10 protein-coding genes and 3 pseudogenes are annotated in these 12,078 nt (G+C 68.8%); 9 read left to right on the forward strand and 4 right to left on the reverse strand.

Annotation, left to right across the window (positions count from 1 at the left end; all coding sequences use genetic code 11):
- Positions 1-220: 220 nt before the first annotated feature.
- Positions 221-1,474, reverse strand: a complete 1,254-nt coding sequence (locus tag AB0C82_RS33205; protein WP_362849590.1) for an ROK family transcriptional regulator — start codon at positions 1,472-1,474, stop codon at positions 221-223.
- A 555-nt stretch (positions 1,475-2,029) separates the two neighbouring features.
- Between AB0C82_RS33205 and AB0C82_RS33210 the strand changes: the two are divergent.
- From AB0C82_RS33210 to AB0C82_RS33235, 6 genes and pseudogenes are all read left to right on the forward strand, one after another.
- Positions 2,030-2,415, forward strand: a pseudogene (locus AB0C82_RS33210) (hypothetical protein); the annotation flags it as partial.
- Positions 2,416-3,210: 795 nt separating this feature from the next.
- A complete protein-coding gene (locus AB0C82_RS33215) occupies positions 3,211-4,992 on the forward strand; it encodes a histidinol-phosphate transaminase (RefSeq protein WP_362849593.1) in 1,782 nt (593 codons plus the stop codon).
- Entirely contained in the window at positions 4,989-5,792 is an 804-nt protein-coding gene (locus tag AB0C82_RS33220) for a phosphatidate cytidylyltransferase (RefSeq protein ID WP_362849596.1), read from the forward strand. The genes AB0C82_RS33215 and AB0C82_RS33220 overlap by 4 nt, the downstream gene beginning before the upstream one ends.
- A gap of 940 nt (positions 5,793-6,732) precedes the next feature.
- On the forward strand, positions 6,733-7,236 hold the full coding sequence (locus AB0C82_RS33225; protein WP_362849598.1) for an N-acetyltransferase: 504 nt from the start codon (positions 6,733-6,735) through the stop codon (positions 7,234-7,236).
- Positions 7,237-7,516: 280 nt separating this feature from the next.
- A complete protein-coding gene (locus AB0C82_RS33230) occupies positions 7,517-7,960 on the forward strand; it encodes a transposase (protein WP_362849601.1) in 444 nt (147 codons plus the stop codon).
- Entirely contained in the window at positions 7,843-8,157 is a 315-nt protein-coding gene (locus AB0C82_RS33235) for a transposase (RefSeq protein WP_362849604.1), read from the forward strand. Before AB0C82_RS33230 ends, AB0C82_RS33235 begins: the two co-directional genes overlap by 118 nt.
- A 706-nt stretch (positions 8,158-8,863) precedes the next feature.
- On the opposite strand, the gene AB0C82_RS33240 is transcribed toward AB0C82_RS33235, so the two are convergent.
- The gene (locus AB0C82_RS33240; protein WP_362849606.1) at positions 8,864-9,250 is read right to left on the reverse strand and encodes a hypothetical protein; all 387 of its coding nucleotides are present in this window, start codon (positions 9,248-9,250) and stop codon (positions 8,864-8,866) included.
- Here AB0C82_RS33240 and AB0C82_RS33245 point away from each other — a divergent pair.
- Both AB0C82_RS33245 and AB0C82_RS33250 read left to right on the forward strand, forming a co-directional pair.
- Positions 9,204-9,587 carry a VOC family protein gene (locus AB0C82_RS33245; RefSeq protein WP_362849608.1) on the forward strand — a complete coding sequence of 128 codons (384 nt, stop codon included), beginning with the start codon at positions 9,204-9,206 and terminating at the stop codon, positions 9,585-9,587. The genes AB0C82_RS33240 and AB0C82_RS33245 overlap by 47 nt on opposite strands.
- A 132-nt stretch (positions 9,588-9,719) precedes the next feature.
- Positions 9,720-9,938, forward strand: a pseudogene (locus AB0C82_RS33250) (helix-turn-helix transcriptional regulator); the annotation flags it as partial.
- Between the two features lie 435 nt (positions 9,939-10,373).
- On the opposite strand, the gene AB0C82_RS33255 reads toward AB0C82_RS33250, so the two are convergent.
- Both AB0C82_RS33255 and AB0C82_RS33260 read right to left on the reverse strand, forming a co-directional pair.
- Entirely contained in the window at positions 10,374-10,988 is a 615-nt protein-coding gene (locus AB0C82_RS33255; protein ID WP_362849610.1) for a DUF1963 domain-containing protein, read from the reverse strand.
- Positions 10,984-11,130: pseudogene (locus tag AB0C82_RS33260) on the reverse strand (IS701 family transposase); the annotation flags it as partial. The gene AB0C82_RS33255 and the pseudogene AB0C82_RS33260, both read right to left, overlap by 5 nt.
- Before the next feature lie 163 nt (positions 11,131-11,293).
- On the opposite strand from AB0C82_RS33260, the gene AB0C82_RS33265 reads away from it, so the two are divergent.
- Entirely contained in the window at positions 11,294-11,698 is a 405-nt protein-coding gene (locus AB0C82_RS33265) for a type II toxin-antitoxin system PemK/MazF family toxin (protein ID WP_362849613.1), read from the forward strand.
- Positions 11,699-12,078: the final 380 nt, after the last annotated feature.

The following is a 12,078-nucleotide window of genomic DNA, read 5'->3' on the forward strand; positions in this document are numbered from 1 at the left end:
CACAGAAATGAGGACGAGAGTTATCGGTTACCCGGACAGGGGCGACAACAGGAGTGCCGGGCGAAATCGCTCACCGGCTCAGCCGCGCGACAGGGACGTGCCACCTGGGGCACGTTCCCTGAATTCCGCTTTCGGCTGGTCATGAATCCATCTTCCCGTTCGGGGTAAGGGCGGGTCAACAATGCAACGATCTGAATTAAGTCGGTGTTCGCCGGGCCGGTCAGGAGACCGCGGGCAGCGCGGGCCATGGCCCCAGCGGGTCGGCGTACAGCGCGGCGAGCGCGACCGCACCACCCGCGGTGGCCAGCACCGAACCGGTGAAGCTGCTCGGCACCACGGCACGCTCGGGGTCGTCACACACCTCGGAGCGCTCGGCCACCTCGGCCCGCAGATCGGCGAGACACTGCGGCAGCCGGCCGGCTCCGGGCTCGACCACGACGAGGCATTGCGGGTCGAACATGTCGAGCAGCAGCGCCGCGGCTCGGCCCACCAGCCGCGCTCGGCGGCGGAACAGGGTCACGGCTCGCGGCTCGTCGGACATCGCATGATCGAGCAGTTCGCCGAACGACTGGACGTACAGACCCTGTTCGGCGGCCCGGCGGGTCATGGCGCGCTCGGAGACCTCGGACTGGAGACACCCGGTACGGCCGCAGCTACAGGGCTCGGCGTCACCCGATCCACCGGGCCCCAGCGGCAGATGGGCCACGCTGCCCGCTCCCGAGCGCGGGCCCCGGTGCATCTCCCCCGCGGTGGCGAAGGCAGCGTCCACGACGGCGCCGATGAAGAGCAGCACCGTGCTGGCCCGCGTCGACACCTCACCGAATATCTGCTCGGCCCGCACCAACGCCCGCGAGTGGCTGTCCACATGGACCGGCAGCCCCGTCGCGGCCGCCAGGACCTCCCGTACGGGTACGGCGCTCCAGCCGAGATGGGGGTGCTCCACCACCATTCCGGCGGCGGAGTCCACGCGGTGCCCGGTGGCCACGCCGAGGGCCAGCACCGTCCGCCCGTCCGCGGCAGCCCGAATAAGCCTGGGCAGCCGCTCGGACAGGTCGGCGAGAATGCCGAGGGGCTCCGTACTGCGGTGTGGTCTGCGGTCCTCGGCCACCACCCGGCCGCGCAGATCCATCAGGGAGACCGTCGAGTGCGCTACGGCGATATGGGCACCGGCGACCAGGAACCTGGCGGTGTCGATCTCCACCGGTATGTGGGGGCGTCCGAGTCCTCGCGGACCTGTGGTTTCCTCGCTCTCCCGGACCAGGCCACGGGACACGAGGTGTCCCACGTGTCCGGTCACGGAGGCCGGCGACAGTCCGGTGACGCGGGCGACGGTGGAGCGGGCCACCGGGCCGTGGTCGAGGATCGCGCCGAGTACGGCTCCCGTACCGGAGGCGCGGCGGGCGGCCCCGGCCGCGGGGATGTCCGAGCGGCGTGGCGGACCGGTACGGCGGGCGGGCGCAGGCAGACTCTTCACAGGTGTCTTCCAGGTCCTCGGTGGCAGTGGGCGATACCGGATGCGGGTCCACCCCGGCCGAGGTGCGGGGCGTTTCCTCGTGGCGGAACCGGCCGGTATCGGCCCGGTGACGATTCCGCTTCTCCCGTGCGGCGGGGCGCCCGCAGCGCGCCGGAGGAACGTGTCCCCGGGGCGTCTGTCGCGGGCTCCGTGTGTTCAGGCCCGGTGACACGCCGCGGAGCACACGCGCTTCAGGTCGACATGACCTCGCGTCGTCAGGTGTGCGGATCGCTGCATGCCGCGCAACGTAGCCGGAACGGCGTAAGCCGGTCAAACCACTGACCGAATGCTGGGACACCTGTCCACAAGCGCGTGTTGCCCGCGTATTGCGGCGCGATGATGGGGTGTTGACGGCACATGAAGGCACCGTGTCCGACGTGTTCCGGACCGTCTCCGCGCCGCCTCGCCGGCGCACGCCTAGTGTTTCCAGGAATCAACTTCGTGATGCCTTGTCACTCCCGGCTACGTGCCTAGCTTCTGCCACCTCGGCACAACTTGCGGGCAGTTCACGTCCACATGGCCAACCCCGGCTCCGCCCTGCTCGCGGGCGCCGTCGCCGTCGCCGTAACGCTCTCGGCGACCGCCCTCCCTGCCGCCTTCGCGGGCCCCGTCCTCCACCGCCGTGATCTCCGAGGTGTACGGAGGCGGCGGCAACTGCGGTGCGACGCTCACCCGCGACTTCATCGAGCCGGCCAACGCCGGTTAGAGCCTGTTCGGCCTGTCGGGCTTCAGCGTCCAGTATCTGCCGGGCCCCCGTCCGCCGGCTCCCTGTGGCAGGTCTCCGAGCTGTCCGGCGCCGTCGCGCCGGGTGGCCACTACCTCGCCGGGTGCAGGCCGCGCGCACCGGGGGCAGGGTGGCGCTGCCGACCGCTGACGCCACCGGCACGGTCGCGATGCCCGCGGTGCGAAACGTGTTCTTGGCACCCCGCTGCCCGGAGGGACCACGGTACGAGCACGTGGGCAATCGTCCTGCCGGAGCAGTCCCCGCTCGCGGTGAGCGGAATCCTGGACCACTGGCAGACCTGCATGGACACCGCGGCGGAGAACGACGGCCTGCCCCCTCGCGCCTGGGAAGACGGGCCTTGGTGGCACCCCCCTCTGGGCTCCTTTGGCTAGGGCCTGTCCGGCGGATCTTGCTGGCCGATGGGCGCGGGGCGCCTCGCCTCGGCTGGGCAGGACACGGCGGTGACGGCGACTTCACCGACTCCTGGTCTGGTCTGGTCTGGTCTGGCGAGCCTTCTCCACGCCGTCGCGCGAGCATTGCATGAAGGCGAAGGCGTCCACGGGCTGCACCCCTGCCTCACCGCCCAAGGTGAGTTGTGGTGGGACGAAGAGGGTTGCTCCGAGCTGAACGGTCACCCGCTCGGGGCAGCCCCCAGTGGGGCCTACCTGATCGCCAGTCAGTCTTCATTCGTCCTGGCCACGCACTGAGTTGGGACGGATCTCGTGGCCAAGGCCCAGGTATAACCGGACCTGGCAGTCGCCGACTCGCTCCAGGAACCCACCGGTGCCCAGCCACTCTCCAGCGACTCAAGTACTCAGGTACGCCTACTCATGTGCGGATCGCACGTCACCTCCAAGGATGTCCGCATAACGCGAACCTTCAGCGGAGATGCGGTGACGCCCCCTCCCAGGTGGCGTGTTCCGGCGCTCTCCCATCGGGGAACCCTCCCCTGCTCTACCGAAAGAGGCATTTCATGAGTCGCGAAGTGCAGATACGAGCCGCCGATGCCGAGGATCTGGTCTGGATCCACGAGTTGAGGCACCGTGTGTACGCCCAGGAGCTCGGTCAGCACGCACCGCGCCCGGAGGGACGCCTGCACGACGCGCTGGACGGCGACAACGTCTACCTCGTCGCGGCCCGAGGGCCGGTCCGCATGGGATTCGTCAGTCTGACCCCGCCGTGGCTTGGGCGCTACGGCCTCGACAAATACCTGACCCGCGACGAACTGCCACTGCTTTCCGAAGGCGGAGCCTTCGAGGTGCGCATCCTCACCGTGGAGCCTCGCTGGCGCAGCACGACGGTGGCACCGCTGCTGATGTACGCGGCCCTGCGCTGGATCTCCTCCCGGGGAGGCCGCACGGTGGTGGCCATGGGCCGCACCGAACTGCTCACCATGTACCTGGCGGTCGGCCTGAAGCCCCTCGGGCACACCGTCCACAGCGGTGCGGTGACCTTCGAGGTGCTGACGGGCGAGGTGGCCGGGCTGACGCAGGTCGCCACCGCTCGGTTCCGCACCGCCCTGGAGCGGTTCCGCTCCGTCGTGGACTGGCAGTTGGACATGGAATGGGCGCCTGGCCCGGACGGGTGTGAACATGGCGGAGCTTCCTTCACCGCCATCGGAAAGGACTTTCGCACCTTGCACCGGCGCCACGAGGTCGTTGCTGCCGACGTGCTGGACGCCTGGTTCCCGCCCGCTCCAGGCGTACGCGAGGCGCTCGCGGAAGACCCGGCCTGGTCCACCCGGACCTCGCCCCCCACGGGCGCCGAGGGTCTGCTGTCGGAACTCGCGGAGGCCCGGGCGCTGCCGGTGGAGACGCTCGTAGCCGGAGCCGGCTCGTCCGACCTGATCTTTCGAGCGTTCGGCCGCTGGCTGACCCCGGAGAGCAGGGTGCTGCTGCTGGATCCCGGGTACGGCGAATACGCGCACGTCACCGAGCGCGTGATCGGGTGCCGGGTGGACCGCTTCCGGTTGCACCGGAAGGACGGGTGGCGGATCGACGTCTCCCGGCTGGCTTCCGTCGTCGGGGCGGGTCAGTACGACCTGGTGGTCGTCGTCAACCCGAACAACCCGACCGGACGCCACGCACCCGCAGCCGAACTGCGCACTCTGATCGAGGCCGCCCCTGCCGGAACCCGCTGGTGGATCGACGAGGCCTATCTGGGCTACGTGGACCTGGCCGAGTCGCTTGCCCCGCTGGCCGCGGTGGACCCGCGGGTCGTGGTCTGCACCTCGCTGTCCAAGATGTACGCGCTGTCCGGCGCGCGGGCGGCCTACCTGGTGGCCGAACCCGCCACGGCCGCCCTGCTGCGCCGGTGGACGCCGCCCTGGGCGGTCGGCCTTCCCGCACAACTCGCCGCGGTGGCCACCCTGCGGGACCCCGCGTACTACCGCTCCTGCTGGCTGCGCACCCACGCCCTGCGCCGCCAGCTGGCCACCGGCCTCGCGCAGGTGGACGACACCGTCGTGATCGAGGAGGGCGTCGCGAACTTCCTCAACATCACTCTGCCGTACGACGGGCCCAGCGCTGCCCGCCTGGTGCGGGAGTGCCGTCGGCACGACGTCTACCTGCGCGACCTGTCTCCTCTGTCGCCGCAGTACGAAGGGCGCACGGTACGCGTCGCGGTCAGGGACACGGCGGAGAACGCGCGCATCGTCGCGGCGTACGAAGCCGCGCTGGCGACACTGCTGCCCAGCTCTCCGTCACGGCGGACACCCAAACTCCCGGCCGCCGCCGTCGCCGGGTACGCCCGGTGACCGACGTCGCCTCCCTCGCGCCCTTCCTCGGCGGCGCCCTGGCGGTCGGCGGGGTCGCCGCGGCGCTGTCCGGCCGCCGTGAACTGCTGATCCGGTGGTGTTGCTGGGCGGTCGGAGTGCCTCTGGTCGCCGCTGCGTTCTGGTGGGGTACGCCGGGAGTGACGCTTCTCGCCCTTGTGGTCGCAGTGGTAGCGGCACTGGAGTTCGGCGGGCTGATGCGTCTGTCCCTGCCCGACAGGGTCGTACTGGCCGTCGCCGTCTGCGGCGTGGTGCTGACCTCCTGGCTGGCGCCCGGGCAGGAGGTACGGGCGGTTGCGGTCGGGGCACTGACCATTGCCGCAGTCCCGCTGCTGGCGGGTGACTCGACGCACGGTCTGCGGCGGCTCGGGGCCGGTCTGCTCGGGCTGATCTGGCTGAGCGTGCTCGCTGCCCTGGCACCGCTCGGCGCGACCGCGCTCGTCCTGTTCATCGCCGTCTCGGTGGGCGACATCGTCGCGTACTTCACGGGCCAACGGCTGGGAGGACCGAAGTTGTCACCGCTCTCCCCGGCCAAGCGGTGGAGCGGCACCCTCGCCGGCGCCGCGGCCGCCGTCGGCGTACTCGCCGCGCTGTCCGCTCTGAGCTGGCCGACGGCGGTCGCGGTGGCGGTCGGCGCCCCGGCGGGAGACCTGCTCGAGTCCATGGTCAAACGAGGAGCGCGGGCGAAGGACTCCGCTCACTGGCTGGCCGGCTCCGGTGGCCTGCTCGACCGGATCGACTCACTCCTCCTGGCCCTGGCCGTCCTGCTCCTCCTGCGCTGAATCGGCGACACAGGGCGCCGGGGCAACCCGGGCGCCGGAGCCCCTGCGAAGGGTCGAGGGACGACCGGGCCAATTGGCTTTTGACTTGGGCCCGTTGGGCTCGTCCAAGGTCGATGAGGGCCGAACCGCACGGCGGGCGATCTCCGATGACCCGGTACGGGGCTTGAGTCCGCCACCCCGACCCGCTCCAGGGCAGGGGCGGCGACCGCACACCCCCTGGCCGTCAGCACGCAGGGGCGCCGCGCCGGCCCAGGTGGCCGACGCGCCGCCCCCGTCGTCCTCTTCCCGTCGGTCAGCGGGGGCGAAGGTCCTGGCGAAGGGCGTCCAGAACCACGGCCGCCTCGGAGTAGCCCGCCTGGTGGCAGCGGGCCGAGGCGACGGTCAGACGGGTGATGGCCTCGGCGGCGCGGTCGAGGCCGTTGCCCTCGATCAGGGATGCGATGCGGACCGCCTCGGCCCGCGGGAGTTCGCCCCGTTCGCCGCCCTCGTCGAGCGCGGCGACCGCGGCCTCGGCCTCCGGGAGCGCCTCGTCGAAACGGCCCGCCTCGGCGAGGACCTGAGCGCGGCGGTAGTGGTTCTCGCCGCGTTCCTACCAGACAGCGAAGTCCTCCTCGCCGGAGGGCAGGGTGGCGAGGACCGCGTCAGCGCGGGCCAGGTGCTCCAGCGCCGTGTCGGTGCCCTCGCTGTCGCGGGTCTGGAGCGTGAGGCGGCTGCTCGCCGGTCGACCAGGCCGCCAACCGCAAACGCCTCGGCAGCTGTGGCGGCACGCCGCAGGCCTTCAACCGTGAGAAGCCGTTGCCATACCGATCATGGAGTCTGTCGATCGAACGGGAGTCTCGATCGGGTGATCGCGGGCACTGCCCGGCATGAGGCCGGTCCTGGCGGTATACGGGCAAAATCTAAAGGACCGGAGGGCCGCTCGCTGCTACGGTCGGGCGCTATGAGCTGGCTTCCCGATGACTTCGTCCATCCCGTCCTGGTGCCGCTGCCGGGCAGTGGTCATCACCTGCGGCCGATCCGGGAGGCGGACACCCCGCTCGACTATCCGGCTGTGATGGGTTCGCGCGAGCGGCTGTGGACCATCTTCGGCCCGGCCTGGGGCTGGCCCGCGGCCACCATGACCTACGAGGCCGACCAGGCCGACCTGTTGCGGCACGAGAAGGAGATCGCCGCACACCAGTCTTTCAACTACGCGCTGTTCGACGCGGCGGAGACAGCTCTGCTCGGCTGCGTCTACATCGACCCACCGGAGAGGGCCGGCGCGGACGGCGAGATCTCCTGGTGGGTGGTGGACGAGCTGGTGGGCAGCAAGGTCGAGCAGGCCCTCGATGAGCTGGTGCCGCAGTGGATCGCCGCCGACTGGCCGTTCGAGCAGCCGCGCTTCCTCGGCCGAGAGATCTCCTGGTCGGACTGGCTCACCCTGCCGGAGCACTCCGACGCGTAAGTAGCGTTTGTCGTACCGAGAGGTTCGGTTGCGGGTCGAACTTGGGTGCTCGATTGGGTGCTCGGTTGGGTTATCGGCTCGTGGCCGGTGAATGAAGGCAGGGCCTCCCGCACAGCTCATGGGTGTTGAAGTCCATTCGAGCGTCAGGAGGCCCTGTGCCTCAGTCTTCCGTGCCGGTGTCCGTGGTAGTCCAACCCTGACATCCCGTCGTGTGTCTGTCTCGCCCCATGTGTACGGGAACGGCCGACCACGGTGTGCGAAGGCGTCATTCCCCTCGGACATGACGGACCGGGAGTGGGCCCAGGTCCGTGCCGCGCTGCCGGTGCCCGGCTGGCTGGCGGCCCGTGGCGGGCAGCCGGAAAGCTATTGCCACCGGCAGATGATCGACGCGATCCGCTTCCTCGTGCACAACGGAATCAAGTGGCGGGCGATGCCGGTGGCTTTCCCGCCTGGCACCGGGTCTACGGGTTCTTCCCGGCGCTGGCGGGACAACGGCCTGGTCAAAGAGTTGCACGACCGGCTGCGTGGGAAGACCCGTGGCGCGGCCGGGGCCCGGAGCCACCCGCAGGCATCATCGACTCCCAGTCGGTCAAGGCAGCCGCGTCCGTGCCCGCCTCCTCACGCGGCTTCGACGGTGGGAAGAAGATCAACGGCCGCAAGCGGCACATCGTGGTCGACACGACAGGGCTGCTGTTCACGGTCGTGGTCACCGCGGCGAACGTGACCGACCGGGAGGCGGCACAGGTTCTACTCACCCGGCTGACCAGGAAATTCTTCCTGCTCAGGCTGGTCTGGGCCGACTGCGACTACACCGGTCCTCTGGTCGACTTCGCCGCGAAGGCACTGCGTCTCGCACTCACGGTCGTCAAACGCGAGCGGGCATGTCGGGCTTCGTGGTGCTGCCCCGCAGGTGGGTGGTGAAGCGGACGTTCGGGTGGCTGATCCGCTCGCGCCGGCTGGCACGCGACCACGAAAGGCGGGGACCGCCACGTCCGAGGCGATGGTGCTGTGGTCCATGACCATGGTCATGAGCCGCCGCCTTGCGAAACAGCGACGCTGAAGGAGCCCGCGGTGTCCTCGACGAGCAGCCTCGCGCGGCCAGACGCTTCGCCTTGGACCGCACCCTTTCGATCTTCGCCAGAACGAGCTCAAGGTCCAACAAGCTGGCGAGTTGCCGGCAGATCCCAGACCCTCCACCGGCCCGCTCACGATCGGCCAGGACGTGCATGATCCGCTGGTAGTCCGGCGGCAGCACCGTCACGTCCAGCCCTTCCCGCCGCGCCGGCACCACCGAACCGGGCACCGCCCGGACCACCGCCGGTTCCGGCTCAACCGGCCGGGCATGGGAACTCGCACGTCCTGGGTTCTCCGGCCTCGGACAGCACCTCACTATTCGTTTCCTTCGCGATCACCAGGCGATCCCGCGCAGCCTCCGCCTCCTCCAGCTCGGCAACAAGCCGGTCCAGCTCGTTCCGAGCCACTCAACCCGCTGCCGGGCAGAGACCTCCCGCTCCTCGATCAACCCCATCACCGACGGCGTCTGGCACCTCCACCAAGAGGAGAAGACGACGTGCCATCTCTATTGCAGCGGAGGCAACTTCACGCTCGACCAGCGGACACCCGGCCATCACACCCGGGAAGACAACAGATTCTGACGGGCCTGCTCGTCCTGGTTCTCCGCGTGGCCGACGATCCAGGTAAACGCATCGCAGAGTCTCTGCGCGTTATCGCGGCCCTCCGCCCACCGTTCGGCCAGGTATAGCTTGTGCGGGCTGAGGGTGCTGCGGCGGCCCGGCGGATCCTGTCCTTCCGGCGGCGGGCGGTCCGGTGGGGGCGAATGACCGCCCAGGAGGGTGATCCGTGTCGACCATCCGGAGGTCTCCTCGCGGCGCACGGACAGGGCGTCGGCGCAGATGGTGTGACCTGGCACGGAGCATTTAGAAGTCACACCGGAAGGAAGAACGTCCATGTTCAGGAACACCAAGGCTTTCAGCGGCTTCTCGGTGAACGACATCGACAAGGCCCAGCAGTTCTACGGCGAAACGCTTGGGCTGGAAGTCGAGGCGAGCAGTGAGGAGGGAATGAACATGCTCTTTCTCACTCTCGGCGGCGGGGCACGTGTACTGGTCTACCCCAAGGACGACCACACCCCCGCCGGTTTCACCATCCTCAACTTCGAGGTTGACGACGTCGAAGCCACCGTCGACGAGCTCGGGCGGCGCGGGGTGACCTTCGAGAGGTACCCCGAATTCGAGACGGACGAGAAAGGCATCATGCGGCAAGGCGGCCCGTACATCGCCTGGTTCAAGGACCCTGCGGGCAACGTCCTGTCCGTGCTCCAGAACCGCTGAGCCCTCACGCGGCCCGGTCCCGACAGACGTCAACACCGAGCCACACTCCAACGCCCCCGACGTCTCACCGCCAACTGCCCACGTGCTCGTAGGACATCTCCCTCGCACGAGCAGGCCAGTAGCGTGGAGGACATGGACAACCGCAGCGAGGTACGAGACTTCCTGATCTCACGCCGCGGCAAGGTCACCCCCGACCCGGTGGGCCTCGCCGCCCAGGGCCGGTGCCGCGTGCCCGGCCTGCGGCGCAGCGAGGTGGCTGATCTGGCAGGGGTGTCGGTGGAGTACGACACCCAGCTCGAACGCGGGAACCTGCGCGGCGCCTCCGTAAGCGTCCTGGAAGCCCTCGCCAGGACGGCCGGAAGTGCGCGAGTTCGCGGATTCCTGCACGCGGTCTTGCCCCAACCCGCGCGCCGGTTGCCGCATTGACGAGCCTGCATGTGAGTTCGCCGCTCAGGCGACCAACAGACTGCACCCGTACCCGAGCGTCAAGTTCTTTACTGGGTGAGGAAGCGCCGGGCGGCGCTGGACACGTCGACGCCCGACGGGTAGACAAGCACGTGAAGCCTCTGGTGAGACGCTTCTCGTGTCGAAAACCCATCTACCAGGGGCTTCACCACGTTGTCGCCCCAACTTCCGAGCTGCAGTGGCAGGTCGGTAAAGGCTCACTGGGTCGAGTCGCCTGGCGAGATCGTTTCGTTAAGAAACCCTCATTGGCGCGGACGCCTGGACAGTTCTTGTGAACAGCCTTCTACAGCCCTCCCAGTTGTAGAGGTGCGCCGAACATGGTCACGGGGCCTTGAAATCGGTCACGGCTAGCGACTTGTCCACCCGAGCGGCGGCCAAGTCATCGTGGCGGATCACAAAACTCGTGTCCCCTGCCTTCTCGCGGCCCGCGAGGGTCTGCTCCGCGATGCTGTTGATCACCTCGTCATCGGCATACCCGCCGATGACGATGCCGGCGCCAGACGACCAGAGGTCGTAGGCAAGATCCCGAAGTTCGTCCAGGTGCGGCAGGTCACGCTCCATGTACCGGGCCAACTGCTGTTGGAAGGGCGACATGTCCTCCCAATCGAGATCCTCCCAGTACTCGTGCCAGTCCTCGTCCTCGTCGCCCTCCTGGAGCCAAAGAGGCAGTTCGGCTCTGAGCTCGCCGTAGACGTCGAGCTGCTCGCGAACACACACGGAGCTGGGGGCTTCCGCGACCGTGGTTTCAGTGCCGTCCGGTACATACACGACTCGCGTGTACCTCCCGGAACTGTCCTCATGGTCCATCCCCTGGTCCACGAAGAAAAGCAGCGTCCCGTCCGCCGGCAGGTCGAAGCCGTCGACTCTCGGCAGCGCCCCACAAGCGACGGAAAGGAGCAACGGCAACGGACTGGCCTCGGCAGAGGGCCACTTCATGCTTACCGGCAGCCGGGGAGACCCACCGAACGCCGACCGTGCCAGTGCTCTTCTTTACATCGCCGGTCTCGTCGACGACCAGCACCGCCCGGTCGTCGTGCAGGTGCTCCACCACGTACGCGCACACGTCGTCGCGGACCTGCCCTCGAACGCGTCCCGCCAACGGGCGGGTTCTATGCTGTGACCTGCGGCCACCGTCTCTTCGTCAGTCCAGACAACTCACGATGATCAACGGTGGCCGCACCCGTCTCCACAACGCGTCAGGGTCGCGCAGTTCCGGCTGCCGACCTGAGTCAGGAGGACATGTGCAACGTGGCGAAGTCTGGTGGGTGGGGTTCGACGAGCGGCGGCTGGTCGTACTGCTGGCGGCAGACGACGCGTCCAGGATCCGGGCGATGCAGGTCGTCACTCCTGCGGGCGTCGACATCAGCGGTCTGGGCGTCGAAGTGCAAGTAGGTGCCATGGAAGGACTGCCCATCGAAGGCGTGCTGCGGTTCGCGTTCTCGCGCCCGGGCTTTACCCCCTGCACGTGGCTGACCACCGTGTCCCGGGACGACCTGATCGAGCGGGCGGGCGTCCTGTCCTCCGCGAAGCTCAGCGAGATTGAGGACGCCCTCCGTCTCGGCGAACAGGCGAAGGAACGGACCCCGGCGACAACCGCGAAGCTCAGCGCGATAAGGGACGCCCTCCGTCTCGGTGAACTCCGGTAGGCGGAGAGGCGCCGCTCACCATCGAGATCACGATCTACGGCTGGAGTACTAAGCGTTGCCGGGCGGAGTTCCTGCGCGGTCCGGTGGGGGCGAACACTGGGCAAGTGATGCCGGTGGCGACGGCAACGACGGGCGAGGCAGTCTTCCTTCGCGTTCCCGCCGAGCCCTCGTCGCCCGGGCGCGCTGTCCAGGGGTTCGACAGTCCGGCCCGGCCTCTCTACGAGATGACGTTCAGTGAGTGGTAGCTGGCCTATCTCCAGGGCAGGGACGTGACGGTGTGTTCTCACAACTTCGCGCCTGACCGTGCGTTCTTCGAATTCCTGCCCTGAAAATGATCACGGTGGTATCTCCTGTCCTGGTGACAGCAGATACCACCGCGT

Origin of the sequence: Streptomyces sp. NPDC048560 (assembly GCF_040650955.1) — a bacterium.
In the GTDB taxonomy this organism is placed as follows: domain Bacteria; phylum Actinomycetota; class Actinomycetes; order Streptomycetales; family Streptomycetaceae; genus Streptomyces.

Bases quoted from the DNA above. Each gene is read 5' to 3' on its own strand.
- AB0C82_RS33215 (WP_362849593.1), top strand. From the start codon at position 3,211: ATGAGTCGCGAAGTGCAGATACGAGCCGCCGATGCCGAGGATCTGGTC.
- AB0C82_RS33225 (WP_362849598.1), top strand. From the start codon at position 6,733: ATGAGCTGGCTTCCCGATGACTTCGTCCATCCCGTCCTGGTGCCGCTG.
- AB0C82_RS33230 (WP_362849601.1), top strand. From the start codon at position 7,517: ATGACGGACCGGGAGTGGGCCCAGGTCCGTGCCGCGCTGCCGGTGCCC.
- AB0C82_RS33245 (WP_362849608.1), top strand. From the start codon at position 9,204: ATGTTCAGGAACACCAAGGCTTTCAGCGGCTTCTCGGTGAACGACATC.
- AB0C82_RS33240 (WP_362849606.1), bottom strand. From the start codon at position 9,250: ATGTCGTTCACCGAGAAGCCGCTGAAAGCCTTGGTGTTCCTGAACATG.
- AB0C82_RS33255 (WP_362849610.1), bottom strand. From the start codon at position 10,988: ATGAAGTGGCCCTCTGCCGAGGCCAGTCCGTTGCCGTTGCTCCTTTCC.